Here is a 23,992-nt window from a genome sequence, read left to right as displayed (position 1 = left end):
GGAGACGAAGACGATGTTCTCCTTGGCGAGGCCGAGTTCGGGCATGAAGCCCTGGACGGCGGCGAGCACGGCGTAGTCGCCGCAGCCCGGGCACCAGCGGACCTCCTGATCCGACTTGAAGTCCTTCATCGACTGCTTCCCCTCGGCCTTGGGCACGAGGGAGAGCAGATGATGCCCGGCTTCGGACACCTCGGTGACGTCAGTCATTGATGGCCTCCTTGAGGACCGTCGCCAGCTGTTCGGCCTTGAAGGGCATCCCGTTGACCTGGTTGTACGACGCGGCGTCCACCAGGTACTTCGCCCTGATCAGGGTGGCCAGCTGCCCGAGGTTCATCTCCGGCACCACTACCTTGTCGTAACGCTTCAGGACCTCCCCGAGATTCCTCGGGAACGGGTTGAGGTGACGCAGGTGCGCCTGCGCGATCGGCAGTCCGGCGGCCCGTACCCGGCGTACGGCCGCGGTGATGGGGCCGTAGGTGGAACCCCAGCCGAGGACGAGGGTGCGGGCCTCGTCGGGGTCGTCCACGTCCAGGTCGGGGACCCGGATGCCGTCGATCTTGGCCTGGCGGGTGCGGACCATGAACTCGTGGTTGGCGGGGTCGTAGGAGATGTTGCCGGTGCCGTCCTGCTTCTCGATGCCGCCGATGCGGTGTTCGAGGCCGGGCGTGCCGGGGACCGCCCACGGGCGCGCCAGGGTCTGGGGATCGCGTTTGTACGGCCAGAACACCTCGGTGCCGTCCGCCAGCTCGTGGTTCGGACCGGCCGCGAACTGCACGGTGAGGTCCGGAAGGTCCGTGACCTCCGGGATCTTCCAGGGCTCGGAACCGTTGGCGAGGTAGCCGTCGGACAGCAGGAACACCGGGGTCCGATACTCCAGCGCGATCCGGGCCGCGTCGATCGCGGCGTCGAAGCAGTCCGCGGGCGTGCGCGGGGCCACGATCGGGACCGGTGCCTCGCCGTTGCGCCCGTACATGGCCTGGAGCAGGTCGGCCTGCTCGGTCTTGGTCGGCAGCCCCGTCGAAGGACCGCCCCGCTGGATGTCCACGATCAGCAGCGGCAGCTCCAGCGACACCGCCAGACCGATCGTCTCCGACTTCAGCGCCACACCGGGACCCGAGGTGGTCGTGACCCCGAGGGCGCCACCGAACGCCGCACCCAGGGCCGCGCCGATCCCGGCGATCTCGTCCTCGGCCTGGAAGGTCCGTACGCCGAAGTTCTTGTGCCGGCTCAGCTCGTGCAGGATGTCGGACGCCGGTGTGATCGGGTACGAGCCCAGGTACAGCGGGAGGTCCGCCTGCCGGGCCGCGGCGATGAGGCCGTACGACAGGGCCAGGTTCCCCGAGATGTTGCGGTAGGTGCCCGTCGGGAAGGACTTCGTCGCGGGGGCGACCTCGTAGGAGACCGCGAAGTCCTCGGTGGTCTCGCCGAAGTTCCAGCCCGCCCGGAAGGCGGCCACGTTCGCCTCGGCGATCTCCGGCTTCTTCGCGAACTTGGTCCGCAGGAACGTCTCCGTGCCCTCGGTCGGGCGGTGGTACATCCACGACAGCAGGCCCAGCGCGAACATGTTCTTGCTGCGCTCGGCCTCCTTGCGCGACAGCCCGAACTCCTTCAGCGCCTCCACCGTCAGGGTCGTCAGGGGCACCGGATGGATGCTGTACGCGTCCAGCGAACCGTCCTCCAGCGGGGACTTCGCGTAGCCGACCTTGGCCATCGGGCGCTTGGTGAACTCATCGGTATTGATGATGATCTCCGCGCCGCGCGGGACGTCCGCGATATTCGCCTTCAGCGCCGCCGGATTCATCGCCACCAGCACATTCGGGGCATCGCCCGGCGTCAGGATGTCGTGATCGGCGAAATGCAGCTGAAAGGACGACACGCCCGGAAGAGTTCCGGCGGGGGCGCGAATCTCGGCGGGAAAGTTCGGCAGGGTCGAGAGGTCGTTTCCGAAGGACGCGGTTTCCGAGGTGAAACGGTCTCCGGTGAGCTGCATTCCGTCACCCGAGTCACCCGCGAATCGGATGATCACACGATCGAGGCGGCGGACTTCCTTGCCGCTCCCACCGGGCCGCGGCGACGTGCGCTGCTCGCCGACCACTGAGCCTTCGGCGCCGTCGGCCTGCTCGGCCGGGCTACTGACCTGGCTGGTCACTGAACTGGACCTCCTTCGAGGCGTGGGCGCTCGCTCCCAAGGCCAACCCTACGTCCGTGAGGTCATTCGTCCCTGGGTCGCCCGAATTCTGGACCGTCCTCTGGGGGCGGTCTGTCCGACAGACGTCGTGCAGTACGCGAAATATTCCAAACCTCCGGGCGATGGCGCCGGACCCCTACAGGTGCGTTTCGGGACCGGTACCACCACACCTCACCTGACAGAGTGTCAGTTGATCAAGATCTTAGATAGGTGAGAACCGCCAGTACACGCCGGTGATCCCCCTCACTCGGGGACAGACCGAGCTTCATGAAGATATTGCTGACGTGCTTTTCCACCGCGCCGTCGCTCACCACGAGCTGCTTCGCCACCGCGGAATTGGTGCGCCCCTCGGCCATCAGGCCCAGCACCTCCCGCTCGCGCGGCGTCAGGTTCGCCAGCACGTCCTGCTTGCGGCTGCGGCCCAGCAGCTGGGCGACCACCTCGGGATCCAGGGCCGTACCGCCCCTGGCCACGCGTACGACCGCGTCCAGGAACTCCCGGACCTCGGCCACCCGGTCCTTGAGCAGATACCCCACCCCAGTGCTGGAACCGGCCAGCAGTTCGGTGGCGTACTGCTCCTCCACGTACTGCGACAGCACCAGCACCCCGATCCCGGGATGGTCGCGGCGCAGCCGCACGGCGGCCCGCACCCCCTCGTCGGTGTGCGTCGGCGGCATCCGCACGTCGGCCACCACCACGTCCGGCAGCGCGTCCCGCGCCGCCAGCTCGTCCACTGTCTTGATCAGGGCTTCCGCGTCCCCGACGCCGGCGACGACGTCATGCCCCCGGTCGGTCAGCAACCGGGTCAGGCCCTCGCGCAGCAGCACTGAATCCTCGGCGATGACCACTCGCACCCTGTCTTCCACTTCTCAGCAGCTCCCGCATCCACTCGTCACCCGCATACCTGGCAGACCCAAGCATCCCAGCCGGCCGCCCCGACGAAGGCGAATCCGAGCCAACTGCTCGCCGTCGGCCGGGATTCGACCATGGTGCGGTGCCGTGCCGGTCGGCTGGGCGCGGTCGGTCCGGGCGTCGGGCTTGGCGGACCGGCCGCCGGGCGCGCGGACGGGACCCCCGCCCATCCGGACGGGGGTCCCGCGGCACGGCGACGCCAAGGCCTATCGACCCGGTACGCCCGCCGGCTCGCGGTCGCGCCACGGCAGCTCCGCGGTGGCCGTCGTACCGCCGCCGGCGGGGGAGTCCACGACGAGCACCCCGTCCACCGCGTCCAGTCGCCCGGTGAGCCCCGCCAGCCCCGACCCGGCCCCGGCCGACGCCCCGCCCCGGCCGTCGTCCGCGACCTGGATCAGCACCCGGTCGCCGGACCGCCAGACGTCCACGCTCGCGGTCCGCGCCATCGCGTGCCTGCTCACGTTCTGCAGCAGTTCCGACACCACGAAGTACGCGATGCCCTCGATCGCCGCCGCCGGCCGGGCCGGCAGGTCCACCGACACCCGTACCGGCACCGCGCACCGCGCGGCCACCGAGGACAGTGCCGCGTCCAGTCCCCGGTCCGTCAGGACCGCCGGGTGGATGCCCCGCGCCAGGTCCCGCAGCTCCTGGAGGGCGATCTTCACCTCGCCGTGCGCCTCGTCCACCATGCGCGCGGCCTCCCGGGGGTCCTGGGTCAGCTTCTCCTTCGCCAGCCCCAGGTCCATGGCCAGGGCCGCCAGCCGGGCCTGGGCCCCGTCGTGCAGGTCCCGCTCGATGCGCCGCAGGTCGGCGGCGGCGGTGTCCACCACGACGCCCCGGTCGGACTCCAGTTCCGTGACCCGGTGCGCGAGCCGGGACGGGCCCAGCAGGCCGGTGACCAGCACCCGGTCCACGGTCGTCAGGGCGCGCAGCACCCAGGGGGTGGCGAGGGTGAGGGCGAGTCCGAGCAGGAAGGTGGCGGCGATGGTGAACGGGGAGTCCAGGTAGAAGGCGTAGTCGTCGTTCTGGAACACCTGGAGCCCGGGCTGGTCGGTGAAGGTCGGGAAGACCCAGAACCAGAGCGGGTACAGCAGGAAGCCCCACCCGTACGTCCAGAACACCAGCGCCACGCAGAAGCCGAACACCGCCCACGGGAAGTGGACCACCGAGTACAACACGTGCCGCCAGGCGCTCCCGCTCTTGAGCAGGGCCCCCATGGCGGCCATCGCCCCGCTCTTGCGGGCCCTGATCGGCTCGGGATCCGCGACGTCCACCCGCAGCAGCCCCCGCACCCGGGCCCGCTCCACCTGTCCGAAGCCGCGGCACATCGCGAGCACCCCGGCCAGGACCGGAACCCCGAGGAAGGTCACGAGCAGACCCGCGCCGAGGCTCACCCCGGTGACGGCGAGGCAGAAGTACAGGGTGCTCAGCGGGAACCCGAGCATCAGGAACCCCAACTCCCGCCAGGTCCGCGCCGCCACGGGAGCCCGCAACACCGTGCCGATCCCCGTGCCCGTGCCCGTGTCCTTGCCCATGATCGCGACCCGCCCTTCGTGTCCGCCCTTTACCCCTCAACCCTGCCGCCGGGCCGCCCCCGGGACCATGCGGCGGGTCGGCCTGTCCGAAGGGGGGTTAACCCCACCCCACCCCGACCCACCCCGCCCCGCACGCGAAAGCGGGACCCCCGTCCACCCGGACGGGAGCCCCGCACCCCCCACGTCGCCGCAGGAGCCGAACGAGACGACAGGACCTACCGGGCCGGTACCCCCGCCGGCTCGCGGTCGCGCCACGGCAGCTCCGCCGTGATCGTCGTCCCCACACCCTCCGGGGAGTCCACGACGAACACCCCGTCCACCGCGTCCAGCCGCTCGGTGAGACCCGCCAAACCCGACCCGGCCCGCGCGGACGCGCCACCGCGCCCGTCGTCCGAGACCCGGATCAGCAGCCGCGGACCCGTCCGCCACACCTCCACGCCCGCGCCCCGCGCCGCCGCGTGCTTGCTCACGTTCTGCAGCAGTTCCGACACCACGAAGTACGCGATGCCCTCGATCGCCGCCGCCGGCCGCGCCGCCAGGTCCACGTGCACCTTCACCGGCACCAGGCACCGCGCGGCCACCGAGGACAGCGCCGCGTCCAGTCCCCGGTCCGTCAGGACAGCCGGGTGGATGCCCCGCGCCAGGTCCCGCAGCTCCTGGAGCGCCAGCTTCACTTCCCCGTGCGCCTCGTCCACCATCGCGGCCGCGCCCTCCGGGTCCTCCAGCAGCTTCTCCTTCGCCAGGCCCAGCCCCATCGCCAGAGCCACCAGCCGGGCCTGGGCCCCGTCGTGCAGGTCCCGTTCGATGCGCCGCAGGTCCGCGGCCGAGGTGTCGACCACCACCGTCCGGTCGGACTCCAGCTCCGCGATCCGCCGCTCCAGCTCGTCGGACGGGGACAGCAGGCCCCGTACCATCGCCCGGTCCACGCTCGTCAGCCAGCGGGCCACCCACGGCAGGACCGGCCACAGCACGAACAGCCCGGTCAAAGCGACGGTGAAGGTGAGCACACCCCAGGGCAGCCGGACCAGTTCGAACAGCACGGTCCGCCAGGCGACGGGATCCTTGATGCTCGACCACAGCCAGGGGAAGAACCCGCCGGAGCGGCGCGGGCCGGGGATCGGCGTCGGCTCGTCCACCCGTACGCCCAACAGCCACCGGGAGCGCGCCCGTTCCAGCTTCCCGAGCTGTCGCGAACCGAGCAGCCCGCACGCGAGCAACGGCAGCCCGATCGCGGTCACGGACAGACCGCCCGCGGTCGAGACCGTGACCACCGTGTAGACGAAACCGATCAGCGCCGCCGGCAGATTGCTCAGCAGGTACGCGATCTCCTTCCACGTGGCCGCGCCGAAGGCCGCACGTACGGGTGGAAGGAGATCGTCCTGGGAAGTGCGGATGCTCGCGGTCATGCCGCACAGCCTGCCAATTTCCGCCCGGCGTTGCCATGGGGTGGCCCGGCGGCAGTGAACGGGGGATAACCCCACCCCGCGTGGCCCAGGCCCTAGACTCCCGTGCGTACCAGATCACCCTGATCGTCGACAGTGGCCGAGGAGCGAGGAACGGACGTGCCCGACCCAACGGTATCGACCGTGACCGTGCACGCGGCGGACTACTTCCGAAGCTATTCGGTCGTCGGCCTGCTCGCCGTGCTCGGCGTGCTGTTCGTCGCCGTGGCCTTCGGCGCCGGCCGACTGCTGCGGCCCGTGGTCCCCACCCCCGAGAAGCTCCTGACGTACGAATGCGGCGTGGACCCCGTCGGCGAGGGCTGGGCACACACCCAGGTCCGCTACTACGTCTACGCGTTCCTCTACGTCATCTTCGCCGTCGACTCGATCTTCCTGTTCCCGTGGGCGACCGTGTTCGCCGCCGCCGGCTACGGCGCCACGACCCTGGTCGAGATGTTCGTCTTCCTGGGCTTCCTGGCCGTCGGCCTGCTCTATGCGTACAAGAAGGGCGTCCTCGAATGGCTGTGACACCGGCGGGGACACCGGCCGAGCCGCAGTCGCTTCCCGAGCCGAAGCGGCTGGGAGTGCTCTCCCGACTGGCACCCGAACCCATGAAGGTGGTCCTGAACTGGGGCCGCCGCTACAGCCTGTGGGTCTTCAACTTCGGCCTGGCCTGCTGCGCGATCGAGTTCATCGCCGCGTCCATGGCCCGACACGACTTCATCCGACTCGGCGTCATCCCCTTCGCGCCGGGACCCCGGCAGGCCGACCTGATGATCGTCTCGGGCACGGTCACCGACAAGATGGCCCCCGCCGTGAAGCGGCTCTACGAGCAGATGCCGGAGCCGAAGTACGTCATCTCCTTCGGCGCCTGCTCCAACTGCGGCGGACCGTACTGGGACTCGTACTCCGTCACCAAGGGCGTCGACCAGATCATCCCGGTCGACGTCTACGTGCCCGGCTGCCCGCCGCGCCCCGAGGCGCTGCTCCAGGGGATCCTCAAGCTCCAGGAGAAGATCGCCCGAGAGTCGCTCGCGGACCGCTACGCGAATCCCTCCGTCGCCCAGCTCACCAGCGGGCTGGTCACGCCCCCGCCCGCACCCTCGGCGGGGGCCGGCGCGTGAACCTCTACGACTCCCTGCCCGACGCGGCGGCGACGGTCTTCGGCGCCGAGGCCGTGGGCTCCTTCGCGTACGACGTCCTCACGGTGGACGTGCCCGTCGGATCCTGGATCTCCTCGCTGGAGATCGCCCGCGACAAGCTGGGCTGCACCTACTTCGACTGGCTGAGCGCGGTGGACGAGCCGGGCACCGGCTTCCAGGTCTGCGCGCACGTCGTCTCGCTGGAGAACCACCGCGTACGCCGCCTGCTGCTGCGGACCACCGTCCCGCACGCGGCGGCCTCGCTGCCCTCCGCCGTCGCCGTCTACGCGGGGGCGGAATGGCACGAGCGGGAGACCTTCGAGATGTTCGGGGTGACCTTCACCGACCACCCCCACCTCGTCCCCCTGCTGCTCCCCGAGAACTTCGAGGGCCACCCGCTGCGCAAGGACTTCGTGCTCGCGGCCCGCGTCGCCAAGGCCTGGCCGGGCGCCAAGGAACCGGGCGAGGCGCACGACCCCAACGCCCCGAAGCGACGGCAGATGCTGCCGCCGGGCGTCCCCGACCCCAACGACTGGGGCCCCCTCAAGGGCCAACTGCCGCCGGCCCCCACCCGCCCCGCCCGCACCCCGCGCGCGGCCGGCGGCGCGGGCGCCCCGGCCCGGACGCCCCGCGAGGGCGCGCCGGTCCGCCGTACCCGCTCGGTGGCCGAGGGCTCCGCGACCCAGGCGCCCCCGGCCGAAGGCGATGCCCCGGTGCGGCCGGTGCGGCGCAGCCGTTCGGTCGCGGACGGCTCCGCGAGCCAGGCCGGCCCGCCCGGGCCTGCGACCGGGGCCCCGGACGCGCCCGCCGCGCCGCCGCCGGCCGGTCGGAGCAGCGACGCGCCCTGGCACGACCCGAAGCCCGCCTTCGAGGAACCGACGCCGGCCGCGACGCCCGCCCCGCCCGAGCCGCCCCCGGCCCCGGCGGACGGACCGACCCCGGACAAGGCCCCGGACGAGAAGCCCGACACGGCACCCGGGTCCGAGCCCACCCCCGACCCCACCCCCGACAACGGAGGCGACGCGTGAACGACGTCCTCGACGTCGCCCTGCGACTGATCGTCGTCTTCGTCGTCTTCCTCGTGCTCCCGCTCGTCGTCGGGCAGACCGAGCACAAGGTGATGGCCCACATGCAGGGCCGCCTCGGCCCCATGTACGCGGGCGGCTTCCACGGCTGGGCGCAGCTCGTCGCCGACGGCGTGAAGTTCGCGCAGAAGGAGGACATCGTCCCGGCCAACGCCGACCGGCGGATCTTCCAGCTCGCCCCCGCCGTCGCGCTGCTCCCCTACCTCCTGGTCCTCCTCGTCATCCCCATCGGCCCCGGCGAGGGCGCGGTCGGCCAGGTCATCGACGCGGGCCTGTTCTTCGCTCTCGCCGTCATGGGCGTCGGCGTCCTCGGCAGCCTGATGGCCGGCTGGGCCTCCGCGAACAAGTTCTCCCTGCTGGGCGGTCTTCGTACCGCCGCCCAACTGCTGGCGTACGAGCTGCCCATGCTGCTCACGGCCGCCTCGGTGGCCATGGCGGCCGGCACGGTCTCCCTCCCCGGCATCGTCGACGCCTTCCAGTGGTGGTGGCTGCCCTGGCAGATCGTCGGCGCGCTCGTCTTCTTCGTCGCCGGCCTCGCCGAACTCCAACGGCCGCCCTTCGACATGCCCGTCGCCGACTCCGAGATCATCTTCGGCGCGTACACCGAGTACACCGGTCTGCGCTTCGCGCTGTTCCTGCTCGCCGAGTACGCAGGCATCGTCGTTCTCTGCGGCCTCACCACCGTCCTCTTCCTCGGCGGCTGGCACGGCCCCTTCGGCGCGCACGACCTGGGGTGGGTCTGGACCCTCCTCAAGGTCGCCGTCCTCGCCTTCGTGGTGATCTGGCTCCGCGTGAGCTACCCCCGGCTGCGCGAGGACCAGTTGCAAAAGCTCGCCTGGACCGTCCTCATCCCCCTCGCGCTCGCCCAGATCGCGCTCACCGGCATCGTGAAGGTGGCGATCAACTGATGCCCGTTCCCGGAGCCGGCCTGGCCAAGGGCCTCGCCGTCACCCTGCGCACGATGACGAGGCGCTCGCACACCGCCCAGTACCCCGAGGTCCAGCCCGAACTCCCGCCGCGCAGCCGCGGCGTCATCGGGCTGTTCGAGGAGAACTGCACGGTCTGCATGCTCTGCGCGCGCGAGTGCCCCGACTGGTGCATCTACATCGACTCCCACAAGGAGACGGTGCCCGCCGCCGCCCCCGGTGGCCGCGAGCGCAGCCGCAACGTCCTCGACCGCTTCGCCATCGACTTCTCCCTCTGCATGTACTGCGGCATCTGCATCGAGGTGTGCCCCTTCGACGCCCTCTTCTGGTCGCCGGAGTTCGAGTACGCGGAGACCGACATCCTCGAACTCACCCACGAGCGGGACAAGCTCCGCGAATGGATGTGGACCGTGCCGGCCCCGCCCGCCCTGGACCCGGCCGCAGAGGAGCCCAAGGAGATCGCCGCCGCCCGCAAGGCGGTGGACAAGGCGGAAGCGGCGGCCGCCGCCGAAGCAGCCGCCGCGACCGAGACACCGACCGACCCGGAGGGAGACGCGTGAGCCCCGCCGCCGCCCTGGCCGCCACCGGCCCCGGCTTCCTCTCCCCGACGGGCGTCGAGATCGCCTTCGTCCTCGTCGGCCTCGCCACCCTCGGCGCGGCCCTCGTCACGGTCACCACCAGGCAACTCGTGCACGCCGCGCTGTGGCTGGTCGTGGCGCTCGGCGGGATCGCCGTCGAGTACCTGCTGCTGACCGCCGAGTTCATCGCGTGGGTGCAGGTGTTGATCTACCTCGGTTCCGTGGTCGTCCTGCTCCTGTTCGGACTGATGCTGACCAAGGCGCCCATCGGCCGGTCCCCGGACGCCGACTCGGGCAACCGCCCGGTCGCCCTCGGCGTCGCGATCGTCGCGGCCGCCGCCCTCGTCTGGGTCGTCGTCGACGCCTTCCGCACCACCTGGATCGACCTCGACGGGGCCGCCCAGGGATCCACCCGGGTCACCGGCGAGTTCCTCTTCCAGCACTGGGTGCTGCCCTTCGAGGCCCTCTCCGTGCTCCTCCTCGCGGCGCTGATCGGCGCCATCGTGCTGTCCCGCAGGAACGACCCCGCCGCCGGCCCCGACGACCAGAAGGGGCCGCGCTGATGCATCTCGCCTACCCGGCCGTCCTCGCGGCGCTCCTCTTCTGCGTCGGCCTGTACGGGGTGCTCGCCCGCCGCAACGCCATCCTCGTCCTGATGGCCGTCGAGCTGATGCTCAACGCCGTCAACCTCAACCTGGTGGCCTTCGACGTCTGGCTGCGCGACGCCCTGCACGCCGGCCAGGCCCTCACCCTCTTCACCATCGCCATCGCCGCCGCCGAGATCGGCATCGGCCTCGCGATCGTGCTGACGGTGTACCGCAACCGGGGCACCTCGGACATCGACAAACTGCGCGACACCGCCGAGGGCCACGAGCCCGCCCCGACCGATCCGAGCAACCAGAGCGAGGTCACCGCGTGAGCACCACGACCCTCGCGGTCCTCGTCCCCCTCCTCCCGTTCCTGGGCGCGGTGGCGGGACTGCTGTGCGGCCGCAGTGCCCCCGGCTTCGTCCGGCCGCTCGCCATCCTGCCGACGCTGGGCGCCGCCGTGCTGGCCGTGCTCGTCGCCGTCCGCCAGGGCGGCGGCCCGGCCATCGACACCGCGACCGAACTGACCCCGACCGGGTCGGTGCCGATCGAGCTCGGCCTGTACGTGGACGGCTTCGCGGCCCTGGTCGCCGTACTGGTCGGCGTGGTCGCCACCTGCGTGCAGCTCTACTCCACGGCCTACCTCCGCGAGGACCCGCGCTACCCCTCGTACGCGGCCCTGGTCTCCCTGTTCACCTCCGCCATGCTGGTCGTCGTCTACTCCGGCGACCTGATGGTGCTGCTGGTCGGCTGGGAGGTCATGGGCATCTGCTCGTACTTCCTCGTCGGCCACTACTGGGAGACGGAGGCGGCCCGCTCCGCCTCCCTGAAGGCCTTCCTCGTCACCAAGCTCGGCGACGTGCCCTTCCTCATCGGCCTGTTCGCGCTCGCCACGGACGCCGGGTCCTTCCGGATCACCGAGATCCTGGACACCGTCGGCGCCGGCGGCCTCGACCACCCGACGCTCATCGCACTGCTCCTCCTCGCCGGAGTCGCCGGCAAGTCCGCGCAGTTCCCGCTGCACACCTGGCTGCCCGACGCCATGGCGGGCCCCACCCCGGTCTCCGCGCTGATCCACGCCGCGACGATGGTCGCCGCCGGCGTCTACTTCGTGGCCCGGCTGCTCCCGGTCTTCGCGGCCTCCCAGGCCGCGCTGGTGGTGATGGCCGCCATGGCGGCCGTCACCATGGTCGGCTCGGCCCTCGCCGCCCTGGCCCAGGACGACATCAAGCGCGTACTGGCCTACTCCACGATCGGCCAGCTCGGCTACATGATGGGCGCCCTGGCCGTCGGCGACCGGGGCGCGGCCGTCTTCCACCTCCTGTCGCACGGCGCGTTCAAGGCGCTCCTCTTCCTCGGCGCGGGCGTGATCATCCACGCGGCCGGCACGAACTCCCTGGCCGCCATGTCCCGCACGTCCGACCTGGCCAAGCGCATCCCCGACGCGTTCTGGACGATGACGATCGCGCTCCTCGCGCTCGCCGCCATCCCGCCCTTCGCCGGCTTCTTCTCCAAAGAGGCGATCCTCGTCGCCGCCGAGCGCACCGCCACCGGCCACTCCGACTTCGCCCCCGGCGCGGCCGGCTGGCTGGTGCTCGTCTCCGGCGTGCTGACCGCCCTGCTCACCGCCGCCTACGCCACCCGGCTGTGGCTGATGGCCTTCCGCGGCCGGGGCGCGACCGCCCCCGACCACGGCAGGCAGCCCGTCGCCATGACCGGCGTGCTGTGGCTGCTGGCGATCCCCTCGGTGGCCTTCGGCCTCGCCGCCGGCCCCCTCGCGGACTGGTTCGACGGCGGGCGGCTCACCCCGTCGATGGTCACCTCGATCCTCGGCGTCGGCGCCGCCGTCATCGGCGTCCTGCTGACCTACGGCCTCTGGCAGCGCGCCGCCGCCACGGCATACGCGGCCCCCGCCGCGATCGGACCCGCTGCCGCCGCCGTCACCGACGAGCCCGCCGCCGTCGCGGCCGGCGTCTGCGCCGCCACCGCCGCGGCGGAGTCCGCGGCCGAGGCCCCCGAGGTCGCCGAGGTCACCCACGAGCACCCCACCGTCCCCGCCGGCCCCGCCCCCGACCCGGGCAAGGCGCTCCTCGGCCCGCTGCACCGCCACGCGGCGGACGGCTTCCACCTCGACGCCGTCTACGACCGGCTGTTCGTCCGCCCCGTACGCGCCGCCGCCGGCCTGGTCCGCTTCCTCGACCGGGAGGTCGTGGACACGTACGTGCGCGGCGCGGGCGCCGGTCCCCGGCTGCTCGGCGCCCTCGTCCGCCGCGCCCAGACCGGCAACGTGCAGAGCTACCTGAGCGCCCTGCTCGCCGGCGCCGTGGTCCTGGCGATCGCCACCGCCGTCCTCGCCAACGTCAACGCCGGATCGTGAGCCGTGAGTCAGCCGTGATTGATATCAGCCCGTCCGTGATGCAGTTCCTCCTGGCGTTCGTCGTGGCCGTACCGCTCCTCGGCGCCGTCGCCGCCCTCCTGCCGGCCCCGCCCGGCCTCAGGGGCAAGAGCCCCGAACAGGCCGTGCTGCGCCACGGCGTGAGCGTCACCGGCGTGATCCTCGCCGCGGCGATCGCCCTCACCCTGGGCTTCGACCACGACGCCCCGTCCCGCTTCCAGGCGACGACGGACATCGGCTGGATCCCGGCGCTGGACATCCGGATCCACCTCGGCATCGACGGCATCTCGCTCCCCCTGCTCCTGATGACCGCGCTGCTGTTCTTCCTCTGCGCGCTCTACAGCTACTTCAAGTTCCCCGAGGGCCCCTCCCCGAAGGCCTTCGTCGCCCTGCTGCTCGTCCTGGAGTCCGGCACCCTCGCGACCTTCGCCGTCCTCGACCTGCTGCTGTTCTTCCTCGCCTTCGAGATGGTCCTCATCCCGATGTACTTCCTCATCGCCCGCTGGGGCGGCGCTCAGCGGCAGGCCGCCGCCTGGAAGTTCATCCTCTACACCCTCCTCGGATCCGTGGTCATGCTGCTCGGCCTGCTGCTGATCGGGCTGGACAGCGGCACTTTCGACATGGTGGCACTCGCCTCCGACAACGGCCGCGAACTGTCCCACACCACCCAGCTCCTGGCCGTGCTCGCCATCGGCCTCGGCCTCGCCGTGAAGACCCCGATGTGGCCCCTGCACAGTTGGCTGCCGGACGCGCACACCGCCGCCCCCACCGTCGGATCGGTGCTGCTGGCGGGCGTGATGCTGAAGATGGGCACGTACGGGTTCGTCCGCATCCTGCTGCCGATCACCCCCGACGGCATGGCCACCTTCGCCCCCTACCTCGGCGCGTTCGCCGTCGTCGGCATCGTCTACGGGTCCCTCGCCTGCCTCGCGTTGGCACGCAAGGGCAACAAGGGCGACCTCAAGCGGCTCATCGCCTACTCCTCCGTCGGCCACATGGGCTTCGTGCTCCTCGGCATCGCCTCCATGACCCCCACCGGCGTCAACGGCGCGCTGTTCGCCAACATCGCCCACGGCCTGATCACCGGCCTCCTCTTCTTCCTGGTCGGCGCACTCAAGGACCGCTACGGCACCGCCGACCTCGACACCCTCGCCGGGGCCACCGGAGCCGCCCTCTACGGCCGCGCCCCCCGCCTCGGCGCGCTCCTCGCCTTCGCCGCCGTGGCCTCCCTGGGACTGCCCGGCCTCGCCGGGTTCTGGGGGGAGATGCTGGCCCTGTTCGGTGCGTTCGACCCGGCCGAGGGACTGCCGCGCTCGGCGTTCCTCACGTACACGGCCGTCGGCGCGTTCGGCACGCTGCTCACCGCCGCCTACCTCCTGGTCGTCGTACGACGGGTGTGCATGGGCGACCCGAAGGCCGGACCCGAGATCACCGTCGCGGACGTCCGGCACTACGAGTTCGCCGCCTGGACCCCGCTCGTCGCCCTCACCGTCCTCGCCGGCCTGTGGCCCGCCGTCCTCCTCGGCCTCACCGACCCGGCCGTCCAGAAGCTCCTCGCAGGAGGCAACTCATGACGGTCCTGTCCGCCGCGGGCGCGCAGACCCCGAGCCTGGTCCAGTCCGTGGACTGGCTCGCGATCGCCCCCGTCGTCATCACCGCCGCCGTCGCCCTCGCCGTCCTGGTCACGGACCTCTTCCTGCCGCAGGAGCGCAAGCCGCTGCTCGGCTGGATCTCCGTGGCCGGACTCGCCGCCGCGACCGCCTCCCTGCTGCCGCTGCGCGCCGGCGACCGCGCCACCTTCTGCCTCACCGGCGACCCCGGCGCGTGCAGCTACACCGCCGACCACTTCGCGCTCGTCGTGCAGTTCCTGGTGCTGGCCGGCGCCCTGGTCACCGCCCTGCTGTCCGTCACCGCCGTCCGCGACGCCCGCATGCCGGCCGGCGAGTACTGGTTCCTGCTGCTCTCCTCGGCCGCCGGCGCGGCCCTGCTGCCCGCCTCCCGGGACCTCGCGACCCTGATCGTCGCCCTCGAAGTCGCCTCGCTGCCGGCCTTCGCCCTCGTCGGCATGCGCCGCGGCGAGCGGCTGTCCTCCGAGGCGGCCCTCAAGTTCTTCCTGTCCTCGGTCACCGCCACCGCCGTGTCGCTGATGGGCGTCGCCTTCGTCTACGCCGCCACCGGCTCCCTGCACCTCGCCCAGGTCGCCGACCGCCTCGAAGACGTCCCCGCGCGGTTCGACACCCTCGCCATGGCGGGCGTCGCCCTCACCCTCGTCGGCTTCGCCTTCAAGACGGCGGCCGTCCCGTTCCACTTCTGGGTCCCCGACACCTACGTGGGCGCCCCGCTGCCCATCGCGGGCTACCTCTCGGTGATCGGCAAGGCCGTCGGCTTCACCGGCCTGATCCTCGTCACGGTCCTGGCCTTCCCGGCGTACTCCGACATCTGGGGCCCGGCGCTGGCCGTCCTCGCCGCGCTGACCATGACCGTCGGCAACGTCGCCGCGCTGCGCCAGTCCGCCGACCGCCCCCACAGCGCCGTCCGGCTCCTCGCCTGGTCCTCGGTGGGCCAGGCCGGCTACCTGCTGGTCCCGATCGCCGCCGCCGCGTACTCCGACCGCGACCAGATCGGCTCCACCGTCGCCTACGCGCTCATGTACGCCGCCGTGAACCTCGGCGCGTTCGCCGTGGCCGCCCTGGTCGCCCGCACCAAGCCGCTGCACCGCATCGACGACTACCGGGGCCTGTACGCCGAGCGCCCCGCCGCCGCCCTGGCCCTGGCCTTCTTCCTGCTGTGCCTGGCCGGACTGCCGCCCGGCCTCATCGGCCTCTTCGCGAAGGTCACCGTCTTCCGCTCCGCGGTCGACGCCGGCCTGGGCTGGCTGGCCGTCCTGATGGCGATCAACGTCGTGATCGCCCTGTACTACTACCTGCGCTGGACGGCCCTGCTCTTCCGCGCCCCCCTGGAGGGCACGGCCGAGGTCGCGGCCCCCGCCGGGGCCCGGGTGAAGGCCCCCCTGCCGATCACCGTCGCCATCGTGCTCACCGGAGTCACCGCCCTGGTCCTCTCGGGCGCCCCGCAGCTGATCCTGCGCCTCGCCGCGGGCAGCCTCTTCCCCCAGTAGCCGCCCGCCCCGCGCGCCCCTCCCGCACGCCGTGACCCGTACGGAGCAACGCCCACGGCCGCCCAGCCGCCCGGGCCACCGGTGCGGCGCCCCCGTCATGCCCCGGGAACCAGACGCCCTCACCTCGCGTTGACCAGGAAGGAAGGGTCCACTGGACCGGAGACCCTTCGCACCGAAGATCCTGGACGGGGTCCCCCTGCCGCACCACTTGGAGGGCGTACCGTGCACCGCCGGCACAACGGGCTGAAGACCGCCGTACTCCTCGGCGGGCTGTCCGCACTCATCATCGTCATCGGAAGCTTCTTCGGGCGGGGCGGCCTGATCGTCGCCGTCCTCATCGCCCTCGGGACGAACGCGTACGCGTACTGGAACAGCGACAAGCTGGCTCTACGCGCGATGCGCGCCCGCCCCGTGAGCGAGTTCGAGGCCCCCGAGCTGTACCGCATGGTCCGCGAGCTCTCCACCTCCGCGCGCCAGCCCATGCCCCGGCTCTACATCTCACCCACCGAGGCCCCCAACGCCTTCGCCACCGGCCGCAATCCGCGCAACGCCGCGGTCTGCTGCACCGAGGGCATCCTGCGCATCCTCGACGAACGCGAGCTGCGCGGGGTCATCGGCCACGAGCTGAGCCACGTCTACAACCGCGACATCCTCATCTCGTCCGTCGCCGGAGCCCTCGCCTCCGTGATCATGTTCCTGGTCAACTTCGCCTGGCTGATCCCCATCGGCCGCTCGAACGACGACGAGGGACCCGGCCTGTTCGGCATGCTGCTGATCATGATTCTCGGCCCGCTGGCCGCGTCCGTGATCCAGCTTGCCATCAGCCGCTCGCGCGAGTACGAGGCCGACGCCTCCGGAGCCCAGCTCACCGGCGACCCCCTGGCCCTGGCGAGCGCCCTGCGCAAGCTGGACGCCGGCACCAAGCAGCTGCCGCTGCCCCCGGAACCACGTCTGGAGACGGCGAGTCACATGATGATCGCCAACCCCTTCCGCCCCGGTGAGGGATTGTCGAGGATGTTCTCGACGCACCCCCCGATGGCCGAGCGCATCGCCCGGCTCGAACAGATGGCAGGCCGTACGCAGTGAAGACAATCCTGAACGTGATCTGGCTCGTACTCAGCGGCGTCTGGCTGTTCCTCGGCTACTGCCTCGCGGGTGTGATCCTCTGCATCACCATCATCGGCATCCCCTTCGGCATCGCCGCCTTCCGCATCGCGGTGTACGCCCTGTGGCCCTTCGGCTACACCACCGTCGAGCGCCACGACTCCGGCGCGGGCTCCTGCGTCGGCAACGTCCTGTGGCTGGTCCTGGCGGGCTGGTGGCTGGCCCTCGGCCACATCGTCACCGGCATCGCGCTCTGCGTCACGATCATCGGCATCCCCTTCGGCATCGCCAACTTCAAGATGGTCCCGCTCTCCCTGCTCCCGCTGGGCCGCGAGATCGTCCCGACCGACGCCCCCTTCGCCTCCCGCTGACCCGCCTCGCGGGGCCGGCGGGCCCACGGGCCGCCGGGCCCCGGGCGTCGCCCTAGGCGACGCCCTCGCGCCCGGGCAGGGGCGTACGGGCACGCGCCCGCTCCCACCCGTCGAGAGCCGTCAGGCAGGCGTGGTCGAGGTGCCGCTGCCCGCCGAGGTCCAGCCGGACGCGCTGCCCGGGCGGCAGCGCGTCCAGGGAGTCCAGCAGCTTCGGCAGCCGCAGGAAGTTGGCGTTCCCCACCACCCGGACGCACAGCACGTCCCCCTCCCGGACCTCCTCCAGGTGCACGTGGGAGGTCTCCCAGGCCGCCTTGGCGACGGCCAGCCCCAGACCGATGAGCACCCCCTCGAACAGGTTGGTCGCCACGATCGCCGACGCGGTCACCACCAGCACCACCGCCTCGCCCCGGTGCGTCCGCCACAGCGCGGCCACCGCCCTGGCCGGCAGCAGCTTCCACCCGGCGTGCAGCAGCACCCCGGCCAGCGCCGCGAGCGGTACCACCTCCAGCACCTGCGGCAGGGCCACGGCGAACAACAACAGCCAACCCCCGTGCATCACCCGCGCCGCCCGGGTCCGGGCCCCCGCCTCCACGTTCGCGGCGCTGCGCACGATCACCGCGGTCATCGGCAGCGCCCCGAGCAGCCCGCAGGTGAGGTTCCCGACGCCCTGGGCGACCAACTCCCGGTCGTAGTGGGTGCGCGGCCCGTCGTGCATGCGGTCGACGGCCGCCGCGCTGAACAGGGTCTCCGCGGACGCGATCAGAGCGAGCGCCACCACGGTTCCCACGGCTCCCACCGACAGCAGCACCCCGAAGTCGCCCACGGTCGGCAGGGTCACCGCCTCCAGCACGCCCGTCACCCGCACCCGGTCCACCGGGAGCCGCAACAGCGCGGCCGCGGCGGTCGCCGCCGCCACCCCGACGAGCGCCCCCGGCACGAGCCGGACCCGGGCCGGCGCGCGGCGCCACGCCACCATCACGGCGACGGTCCCGGCCCCGAGCGCCACGGCGGCCCAGTCGGCCTGCGCCCCGAGCACGTGCACCCCGCCCAGCTTCGCGAGGGTCTCCCCGGGCGCCCGGACCCCACCCAGCGCGTACAACTGACCGGCGATCAGCACGAGCCCGATCCCGGCCAGCATCCCCTGCACCACGGCGACGGAGATCGCCCGGAACCACCGCCCCAGCCGGAGCGCCCCCATGCCGAGCTGGAGCAGCCCCGCGGCCACCACCAGCACCCCGAGCGCGGGCAGACCGTACGCCTGCACGGCCTCGTAGACGAGTACGGTCAGCCCCGCGGCCGGGCCGCTGACCTGGAGCGAACTTCCGCGGAACCAGCCGGTGACGAGACCCCCGACCACCCCGGTGACGATGCCGAGTTCGGCCGGCACCCCGGAGGCGACGGCAACCCCCACACAGAGCGGCAACGCGACGAGCGCGACGACGACGGACGCCCCGAAGTCTTCGCGAAACGTACCGGCCCCAGGCATGCGAGAACCCCCTGCCACGTGGTGGATGGTCGTCCCCCAGCGTGGCGGGCGCACCGGCCCGCCGGCAGTGACCACGGGGGCCCGCGGTGGAGCGTGCGCCGCACGCGCCCCGCACACGCGCGGTCCACCACCCTGCGGGAACCGGGCACGTCAGGGCACCGCCCCGCACCCGGCCCCGAACCAACCCGGCCCCGAACCCCCAACCCGGCCCCGACCGCCGCGAGCCCGTCCGCGGGTGCGGACGGGCTCGCGGAGGGGTGCGTGCTCACGGCCACACGCGATGGCCGCGCGGTCGATCAGCGGTAGTTCACGTACTGGATCGCGAAGTCCAGGTCCTTGCCCTTGAGGAGGGCCTGGATGGTCTGGAGGTCGTCGCGGCTCTTGGAGCTGACGCGCAGCTCCTCGCCCTGGACCTGGGCCTTGACGCCCTTGGGGCCCTCGTCGCGGATGATCTTCGCGACCTTCTTGGCGTTCTCCTGGGAGATGCCCTCCTCGATCGTCGCGAAGATCTTGTACTCCTTGCCGGACAGCTGCGGCTCACCGGCGTCCAGGGCCTTGAGCGAGATTCCGCGCTTGACCAGCTTGGTCTCGAACACGTCGAGGACGGCCTTCACGCGCTCCTCGGAGTTCGCCTCCAGCAGGATCTTCTCGCCGGACCAGGCGATCGACGCGCCCGTCCCCTTGAAGTCGTAACGCTGGGAGAGCTCCTTGGCGGCCTGGTTGAGGGCGTTGTCGACCTCCTGCCGCTCGACCTTCGAGACGATGTCGAAACTGGAGTCGGCCATGTGCTGTGGCTCCTTGAAGTCGGCTGTGTGGTGCCCCGGAGGGCGCGGCCGGACAACCCCGGCCCGCTCCGCAAAGCCTAGCCACCACGCCCACGTGCGGCGCTGATCAATCCTGTGGCGAAGCACCCCCGGCCATCGGGTATTGTTTACGTCGTTGCCACGGAGCGCCGCCGCAAGGCGGAAAAACGGCAACATCTCTTGGCGGTGTGCCCGAGTGGCCAAAGGGAGCAGACTGTAAATCTGCCGGCTCAGCCTACCCAGGTTCGAACCCTGGCGCCGCCACGCGAAAGAGGCCCCCGTTCACCCAGTGAACGGGGGCCTTCTTCGTTCTCCGACCCGCCCCGCCCTCACTCCACCGTCAGGTGGTACGTGATGTCGACCCAGAAGCCGTTCGTCGCGGACGCCGCGATCTCCAGTACGTACTGACCCGCCGGAAGCGGGCCGAGCCCGCACCACAGGCCCCACGCGACTCGGGGTATCCCCAGGGACTGGAACGGCTTCGAGGAGAACTCCTCCAGCCTCAGCGGCACGCTGTTCAGGGCCGCCCGCGCCCGCGCCACGGTCGGTATCCACGGTCTGGTGACGAACGGGACCGCCGCCCGCTGGGTGTTCAACACCGGGAAGAACAACCGGCGGCCGCTCGGGACCGTGCACCGCCGCACCACGCGGCCACCGTGCGTCCCGGCGAGGAACCAGAGGTCCTCGGGCTGCCGCCATCCGGCGTTGCGCCCCGTGGTGTCACCGAGGGGACTGCGGTCCTCCGGCGCGGACAGGGCCCACTTCCACCACCGGGCGGCGAGCCGGGCCCCCTCCGCCTCGCCGATCCGCCAGTCGCCGTCGCCCATGCCCCACCCCGGTGCCTCGTCCGACCGTCCCCGCGGCCGAATCCGCAGTGACCCTATCGGGCGCCTCCGGCGCACCGATGGGGGCGTCGGGTCGTTCAAGGGCCGTGCATTGGACATCGGACACACGAGGCAAGGTCGGGGGCGGCGTCCTGCTCGCCCTGCTCGGCGCCGGCATCCCGGCCCTGGTCGGGGCGGCTCTGGACACCCACGTGGGGGAGCCGTACCAGGAGACGCGGCTGTACTTCGGCAGTGAGCGCCCGGGCGGTCAGGGGCCGGTCGGGGAGGGGGAGTTCACCCGCTTCCTCGACCGCGAGATCACCCCGGCCTTCCCCGAGGGACTCACCGTCCACCACGGGCGGGGCCAGTGGCGCGGCCAGGACGGCCGGATCGTCCACGAGACCTCGTACGAGGTGGTGTTGCTGTACCCGGAGAAGGAGGCGCAGGAGCGCGGCGCGCACATCGAGCACATCCGGCGGACGTACGAGCACCGGTTCCGACAGGACTCGGTGGGCCGCTCCGACGACAAGGTCAGCGCCGAGTTCTGACCCACCCGCGGCCCGGGGCCCGGACCCGGGCTCCGCGTCCGACGTCAGTTGCCCGCCACGTCCTTGACCGCCACCGAGACCGGGGTCGAGCCCGAGAGCAGTTCCAGGATCAGGCCCGCCGTCGCCGGGGTCTCGATCAGCTCCGCGAGGACCGCCGCGACGTCGTCGAGCGGGATCGACCCCCGGCCCGTGTCCGCCTCCAGACGGACCAGGCCCGTACCGGCCTGATCGGTGAGCGCGCCCGGGCGCAGGATCGTCCACTCCAGGCCCAGCCGGGTGCGGAGGTGGTCGTCGGCCTCGCCCTTCGCCCGCAGGTAGAAGTCGAAGACCTCGTCGCCGTCGTGGCGGGCGTCGGCGCCCATCGAGGAGACCATCAGGAAGCGGCGTACGCGGGCCCGTTCGGCCGCGTCGGCGAAGAGGACCGCCGCGGTCCGGTCCACGGTGTCCTTGCGCTCGATGCCGCTGCCCGCTCCCGCCCCGGCCGCGAACACGGCCACGTCGGCGCCCTGGAGGATCCCCGCCACGTGCTCGACGGTCGCCGACTCCAGGTCGCAGAGCACCGGTTCGGCCCCCGCGTCCCGCAGGTCGTCGCCCTGCTCCGGGTCGCGGACGATGCCCGCGACCTCGTACCCGCGCGCGGAGAGCAGACGCTCCAGCCGCAGCGCGATCCGACCGTGTCCACCCGCGATGACGATGCGCATGCCCCGACCGTACGTCGAGCCGGGCGCCCGCGCCCGCGAAGCGGCGGCGAACGGCCCCCGCCACTCAGGGGCCGGGCTCGGTACGCCCCTGCCGGGGCAGGTCCAGGGCCACCGCGACCGCGGAGTCGCAGTACTCCCGTACGGCACTCGTCCGGGCTACGACGCGCCCCCGGTGGATCACGATCCGGCTGTAGGCCAGCGAGAGCACCCCGGCGATCCGGTCCCCGCGCACCGCGAGCAGTTCCGCCGGGAAGCCCGCCTCCACCCGCACCTCGGGCAGGCCCATGGCCTCGCGGGCACAGGCGCTGACCGTCTCGTAGGCCTCCGCGGCCCGGAGGCCGCCCTGGGAGGCCAACAGGTACGCCGCTTCGAGCGGGTCGCCCCGGCCGACCGGGTTGCCGGCGTCGCGCAGGGCCCCGCTCCCGGCCGAGACCCGGACCCCGGCGGCCCGCAGCAGCCGGACGGGCGCGGTGCGCAGGCCGCGCCGCTCCAGGGCCGCGCAGTCCCCCTGGGGCAGGCAGGTGACCCGTACGCCGGCCGCGGCCAGCCGGTCGGCGGCGCGGGTCGCCACGTCCAGCGGGAGCCGGGACAGGCCGCCGCAGGGGCCGATGCCGACACCGGGGCGCAGCCCGCCGGCCATCGCCGCGAGGCGGGCCAGGCGCGCCGGGTCGTCCCCGTCCGTGTGGAGGTCCACGGGGCAGCCGTGCTCGGCGGCGAGTTCCAGGACGGCCTCGACGAAGCCGGTGGGGTCGGGGTCGAGGTCCGGGCAGCCACCGATCACCGAGGCCCCCATCTTGACCGCGTCGCGGAGCATGGCGAGGCCGTCCGCCCCGGCGACCCCGGTCAGCAGCCGGGGCACGGCGACGGTGGTCAGGTCGGTGAGCCCCCGCAGCGAGCGGCGGGCCTGGAGCACGGCCGCCATCGGGCCGAGCCCGTGGACGTCGCCGATCCGTACGTGGGAGCGCAGGGCGGTGGCGCCGTGCCCGAGCTGGAGCAGCGCGGCCTCCGTGGCCCGGCGCTGCACCTCGTCGGGGGCGTGGGAGACGGGCCCCTCGCCGTCCGCGGTCAGGGCGGTGTCGCCGTGCGCGTGCGGCTCGGCGGGGGCGGGCAGCAGCAGGTACCCGGTCAGGTCCACGCGGGAGAGCGCGGGGGCCGGCAGACTCCCGGGGGTTCCGACGGCCTGGATGCGGCCGCCCCCGCCGAGCCGGACGTCGACGGTGCGGCCGTCGGTGAGGCGGGCGCCGGCGAGCAGCAGGGTGATGGGCTCGGGTCCGGCGGCGGGACCCCCCGGGTGGCTTCGGGGGCCCTGTGCGGGTCCATGGCCGCCGCCCTCGCCCCGGCCGCCGTGCGGGGAGTGGGACGGCTGCTGCGGCGGGCTGTCGGACATCGCGCTCCTGCGGTGGCTCGGGCGCTTCCCGGGTCCGTGGCCGCGGCCCGCGGCCCAAGATCACGCAGCGTGCTCAGAGCCTAGGGCTCGCTCCTCCCCGGTTCGCGGAGGAGCGAAATAGTCGTACCGGTGTGGTGCCCCCGTGACGGGATTCGGCGTGCGCCGGCGCTCTTCGGCCCCTTCGAGGCCGCTCGGCATGCACAGAGCGTGAGATCGGGGCGGGATCACCGGCGCCGGGCGCGTGACCTCGCTCACATTCGGCCCGGAATTCCGGGGAAAACGCGGCGAGAGGGGTGCACGGGTCGATCCGCCGATCCGGGTCGAACCCCCTCGGAGCCCGGTCCCCGCAAAGGATTTGGGCGATCGGCGGGCAACCGTGTAATGTCTTCATCGCTCGCCCCAATAGCTCAGTCGGTAGAGCGTCTCCATGGTAAGGAGAAGGTCTGCGGTTCGATTCCGCATTGGGGCTCTGGTGAGAGAGGTTCCCCACCCTCGGGTGGGGAGTCGATCACATCAAAGCGGCGTAGCTCAGTCGGTAGAGCAAGCGGCTCATAATCGCTGTGTCACCGGTTCAAGTCCGGTCGCCGCTACACACAGTAGCCGATTGCGGGGTCGGTCTCCCGGTCGGCTACTCTTGTATGCGTTCATCCGTCCCAATTGTCCGTCAAGGAGCACTCACGTGGCTGCCACCGACGTCCGCCCGAAGATCACGCTGGCCTGCGTGGAGTGCAAGGAGCGGAACTACATCACCAAGAAGAACCGGCGTAACGACCCGGACCGTCTTGAGATGAAGAAGCACTGCCCGCGTTGCAACTCGCACACCGCGCACCGCGAGACCCGCTGACCCTGGCGAGTCTCGA

Annotated in this window: 23 protein-coding genes, 3 tRNA genes and 1 pseudogene; 17 read left to right on the top strand and 10 right to left on the bottom strand. The window is 72.2% G+C overall.

What is annotated here, in order from left to right; genetic code table 11:
• From OTB19_RS03225 to OTB19_RS03205, 5 genes and pseudogenes are all read right to left on the bottom strand, one after another.
• Positions 1 to 207 (bottom strand): annotated as a pseudogene (locus OTB19_RS03225) (2-oxoacid:ferredoxin oxidoreductase subunit beta); the annotation flags it as partial.
• Entirely contained in the window at positions 200 to 2,149 is a 1,950-nt protein-coding gene (locus tag OTB19_RS03220) for a 2-oxoacid:acceptor oxidoreductase subunit alpha (protein WP_267796354.1), read from the bottom strand. The gene OTB19_RS03220 and the pseudogene OTB19_RS03225, both read right to left, overlap by 8 nt.
• Before the next feature lie 233 nt (positions 2,150 to 2,382).
• A complete protein-coding gene (locus OTB19_RS03215) occupies positions 2,383 to 3,042 on the bottom strand; it encodes a response regulator transcription factor (RefSeq protein ID WP_324289451.1) in 660 nt (219 codons plus the stop codon).
• A 264-nt stretch (positions 3,043 to 3,306) separates the two neighbouring features.
• Positions 3,307 to 4,635, bottom strand: a complete 1,329-nt coding sequence (locus OTB19_RS03210) for a sensor histidine kinase (RefSeq protein ID WP_267796352.1) — start codon at positions 4,633 to 4,635, stop codon at positions 3,307 to 3,309.
• Positions 4,636 to 4,850: 215 nt separating this feature from the next.
• Positions 4,851 to 6,041: a sensor histidine kinase gene (locus OTB19_RS03205; RefSeq protein ID WP_267796351.1), complete on the bottom strand. Its 1,191-nt coding sequence runs from the start codon at positions 6,039 to 6,041 to the stop codon at positions 4,851 to 4,853.
• 156 nt (positions 6,042 to 6,197) lie between these two features.
• On the opposite strand from OTB19_RS03205, the gene OTB19_RS03200 reads away from it, so the two are divergent.
• From OTB19_RS03200 to OTB19_RS03145, 12 genes are all read left to right on the top strand, one after another.
• A complete protein-coding gene (locus tag OTB19_RS03200) occupies positions 6,198 to 6,605 on the top strand; it encodes an NADH-quinone oxidoreductase subunit A (RefSeq protein ID WP_267796350.1) in 408 nt (135 codons plus the stop codon).
• Positions 6,596 to 7,201 (top strand): NADH-quinone oxidoreductase subunit B, encoded by a 606-nt coding sequence (locus OTB19_RS03195; protein ID WP_267796349.1) that lies wholly within the window; start codon positions 6,596 to 6,598, stop codon positions 7,199 to 7,201. The genes OTB19_RS03200 and OTB19_RS03195 overlap by 10 nt, the downstream gene beginning before the upstream one ends.
• The gene (locus OTB19_RS03190) at positions 7,198 to 8,247 is read left to right on the top strand and encodes an NADH-quinone oxidoreductase subunit C (protein ID WP_267796348.1); all 1,050 of its coding nucleotides are present in this window, start codon (positions 7,198 to 7,200) and stop codon (positions 8,245 to 8,247) included. Before OTB19_RS03195 ends, OTB19_RS03190 begins: the two co-directional genes overlap by 4 nt.
• Positions 8,244 to 9,212 carry a complex I subunit 1/NuoH family protein gene (locus tag OTB19_RS03185; RefSeq protein ID WP_267796347.1) on the top strand — a complete coding sequence of 323 codons (969 nt, stop codon included), beginning with the start codon at positions 8,244 to 8,246 and terminating at the stop codon, positions 9,210 to 9,212. Before OTB19_RS03190 ends, OTB19_RS03185 begins: the two co-directional genes overlap by 4 nt.
• The gene (locus OTB19_RS03180; RefSeq protein ID WP_267796346.1) at positions 9,212 to 9,790 is read left to right on the top strand and encodes a NuoI/complex I 23 kDa subunit family protein; all 579 of its coding nucleotides are present in this window, start codon (positions 9,212 to 9,214) and stop codon (positions 9,788 to 9,790) included. The genes OTB19_RS03185 and OTB19_RS03180 overlap by 1 nt, the downstream gene beginning before the upstream one ends.
• Positions 9,787 to 10,371, top strand: coding sequence for an NADH-quinone oxidoreductase subunit J (locus tag OTB19_RS03175; protein ID WP_267796345.1), 585 nt, complete (start codon positions 9,787 to 9,789; stop codon positions 10,369 to 10,371). Before OTB19_RS03180 ends, OTB19_RS03175 begins: the two co-directional genes overlap by 4 nt.
• Positions 10,371 to 10,727 (top strand): NADH-quinone oxidoreductase subunit NuoK, encoded by a 357-nt coding sequence (gene nuoK, locus OTB19_RS03170; RefSeq protein ID WP_267796344.1) that lies wholly within the window; start codon positions 10,371 to 10,373, stop codon positions 10,725 to 10,727. Before OTB19_RS03175 ends, nuoK begins: the two co-directional genes overlap by 1 nt.
• Positions 10,724 to 12,772, top strand: a complete 2,049-nt coding sequence (locus OTB19_RS03165) for an NADH-quinone oxidoreductase subunit L (RefSeq protein WP_267796343.1) — start codon at positions 10,724 to 10,726, stop codon at positions 12,770 to 12,772. The genes nuoK and OTB19_RS03165 overlap by 4 nt, the downstream gene beginning before the upstream one ends.
• A gap of 38 nt (positions 12,773 to 12,810) precedes the next feature.
• Entirely contained in the window at positions 12,811 to 14,364 is a 1,554-nt protein-coding gene (locus OTB19_RS03160) for a complex I subunit 4 family protein (RefSeq protein ID WP_267796360.1), read from the top strand.
• Entirely contained in the window at positions 14,361 to 15,908 is a 1,548-nt protein-coding gene (locus OTB19_RS03155) for an NADH-quinone oxidoreductase subunit N (protein WP_267796342.1), read from the top strand. Before OTB19_RS03160 ends, OTB19_RS03155 begins: the two co-directional genes overlap by 4 nt.
• 222 nt (positions 15,909 to 16,130) lie before the next feature.
• The gene (gene htpX, locus OTB19_RS03150) at positions 16,131 to 16,994 is read left to right on the top strand and encodes a zinc metalloprotease HtpX (protein ID WP_266970183.1); all 864 of its coding nucleotides are present in this window, start codon (positions 16,131 to 16,133) and stop codon (positions 16,992 to 16,994) included.
• A complete protein-coding gene (locus OTB19_RS03145; RefSeq protein ID WP_053682648.1) occupies positions 16,991 to 17,383 on the top strand; it encodes a YccF domain-containing protein in 393 nt (130 codons plus the stop codon). Before htpX ends, OTB19_RS03145 begins: the two co-directional genes overlap by 4 nt.
• A gap of 52 nt (positions 17,384 to 17,435) precedes the next feature.
• On the opposite strand, the gene OTB19_RS03140 is transcribed toward OTB19_RS03145, so the two are convergent.
• Positions 17,436 to 18,869, bottom strand: a complete 1,434-nt coding sequence (locus tag OTB19_RS03140; protein ID WP_267796341.1) for a SulP family inorganic anion transporter — start codon at positions 18,867 to 18,869, stop codon at positions 17,436 to 17,438.
• A gap of 296 nt (positions 18,870 to 19,165) precedes the next feature.
• Entirely contained in the window at positions 19,166 to 19,654 is a 489-nt protein-coding gene (locus OTB19_RS03135) for a YajQ family cyclic di-GMP-binding protein (RefSeq protein WP_267796340.1), read from the bottom strand.
• A gap of 200 nt (positions 19,655 to 19,854) precedes the next feature.
• Between OTB19_RS03135 and OTB19_RS03130 the strand changes: the two genes are divergently transcribed.
• Positions 19,855 to 19,936, top strand: a tRNA-Tyr gene (locus OTB19_RS03130).
• 65 nt (positions 19,937 to 20,001) lie between these two features.
• Here the strand turns inward: OTB19_RS03130 and OTB19_RS03125 are convergent.
• Positions 20,002 to 20,499: a hypothetical protein gene (locus OTB19_RS03125; protein ID WP_267796339.1), complete on the bottom strand. Its 498-nt coding sequence runs from the start codon at positions 20,497 to 20,499 to the stop codon at positions 20,002 to 20,004.
• Between the two features lie 104 nt (positions 20,500 to 20,603).
• On the opposite strand from OTB19_RS03125, the gene OTB19_RS03120 reads away from it, so the two are divergent.
• Complete coding sequence (locus tag OTB19_RS03120) at positions 20,604 to 21,044, top strand: DUF3574 domain-containing protein (protein ID WP_267796338.1); 441 nt, start codon at positions 20,604 to 20,606, stop codon at positions 21,042 to 21,044.
• A 44-nt stretch (positions 21,045 to 21,088) separates the two neighbouring features.
• Here OTB19_RS03120 and OTB19_RS03115 read toward each other — a convergent pair whose 3' ends face one another.
• Together OTB19_RS03115 and OTB19_RS03110 are read right to left on the bottom strand one after the other, a co-directional pair.
• The gene (locus tag OTB19_RS03115) at positions 21,089 to 21,745 is read right to left on the bottom strand and encodes an SDR family oxidoreductase (RefSeq protein ID WP_267796337.1); all 657 of its coding nucleotides are present in this window, start codon (positions 21,743 to 21,745) and stop codon (positions 21,089 to 21,091) included.
• Between the two features lie 64 nt (positions 21,746 to 21,809).
• Positions 21,810 to 23,132 carry an amidohydrolase family protein gene (locus OTB19_RS03110; protein WP_267796336.1) on the bottom strand — a complete coding sequence of 441 codons (1,323 nt, stop codon included), beginning with the start codon at positions 23,130 to 23,132 and terminating at the stop codon, positions 21,810 to 21,812.
• Between the two features lie 396 nt (positions 23,133 to 23,528).
• On the opposite strand from OTB19_RS03110, the gene OTB19_RS03105 reads away from it, so the two are divergent.
• From OTB19_RS03105 to rpmG, 3 genes are all read left to right on the top strand, one after another.
• Positions 23,529 to 23,601, top strand: a tRNA-Thr gene (locus tag OTB19_RS03105).
• 48 nt (positions 23,602 to 23,649) lie between these two features.
• A tRNA-Met gene (locus tag OTB19_RS03100) sits at positions 23,650 to 23,722 on the top strand.
• A gap of 89 nt (positions 23,723 to 23,811) precedes the next feature.
• Positions 23,812 to 23,976 (top strand): 50S ribosomal protein L33, encoded by a 165-nt coding sequence (rpmG, locus tag OTB19_RS03095; RefSeq protein ID WP_006604855.1) that lies wholly within the window; start codon positions 23,812 to 23,814, stop codon positions 23,974 to 23,976.
• The last annotated feature ends 16 nt before the right edge of the window (positions 23,977 to 23,992 follow it).

It is taken from the genome of Streptomyces sp. H27-H5 (assembly GCF_026627505.1).
Taxonomy (GTDB): domain Bacteria; phylum Actinomycetota; class Actinomycetes; order Streptomycetales; family Streptomycetaceae; genus Streptomyces.
This window is presented reverse-complemented; position numbering and strand designations above follow the sequence as displayed.

Bases quoted from the DNA above. Each gene is read 5' to 3' on its own strand.
- OTB19_RS03125 (WP_267796339.1), bottom strand. From the start codon at position 20,499: ATGGGCGACGGCGACTGGCGGATCGGCGAGGCGGAGGGGGCCCGGCTC.
- OTB19_RS03115 (WP_267796337.1), bottom strand. From the start codon at position 21,745: ATGCGCATCGTCATCGCGGGTGGACACGGTCGGATCGCGCTGCGGCTG.
- OTB19_RS03180 (WP_267796346.1), top strand. From the start codon at position 9,212: ATGCCCGTTCCCGGAGCCGGCCTGGCCAAGGGCCTCGCCGTCACCCTG.
- OTB19_RS03135 (WP_267796340.1), bottom strand. From the start codon at position 19,654: ATGGCCGACTCCAGTTTCGACATCGTCTCGAAGGTCGAGCGGCAGGAG.
- OTB19_RS03205 (WP_267796351.1), bottom strand. From the start codon at position 6,041: ATGACCGCGAGCATCCGCACTTCCCAGGACGATCTCCTTCCACCCGTA.
- OTB19_RS03160 (WP_267796360.1), top strand. From the start codon at position 12,811: ATGCAGTTCCTCCTGGCGTTCGTCGTGGCCGTACCGCTCCTCGGCGCC.
- OTB19_RS03140 (WP_267796341.1), bottom strand. From the start codon at position 18,869: ATGCCTGGGGCCGGTACGTTTCGCGAAGACTTCGGGGCGTCCGTCGTC.
- OTB19_RS03195 (WP_267796349.1), top strand. From the start codon at position 6,596: ATGGCTGTGACACCGGCGGGGACACCGGCCGAGCCGCAGTCGCTTCCC.
- nuoK (WP_267796344.1), top strand. From the start codon at position 10,371: ATGCATCTCGCCTACCCGGCCGTCCTCGCGGCGCTCCTCTTCTGCGTC.
- OTB19_RS03155 (WP_267796342.1), top strand. From the start codon at position 14,361: ATGACGGTCCTGTCCGCCGCGGGCGCGCAGACCCCGAGCCTGGTCCAG.
- OTB19_RS03110 (WP_267796336.1), bottom strand. From the start codon at position 23,132: ATGTCCGACAGCCCGCCGCAGCAGCCGTCCCACTCCCCGCACGGCGGC.
- OTB19_RS03210 (WP_267796352.1), bottom strand. From the start codon at position 4,635: ATGGGCAAGGACACGGGCACGGGCACGGGGATCGGCACGGTGTTGCGG.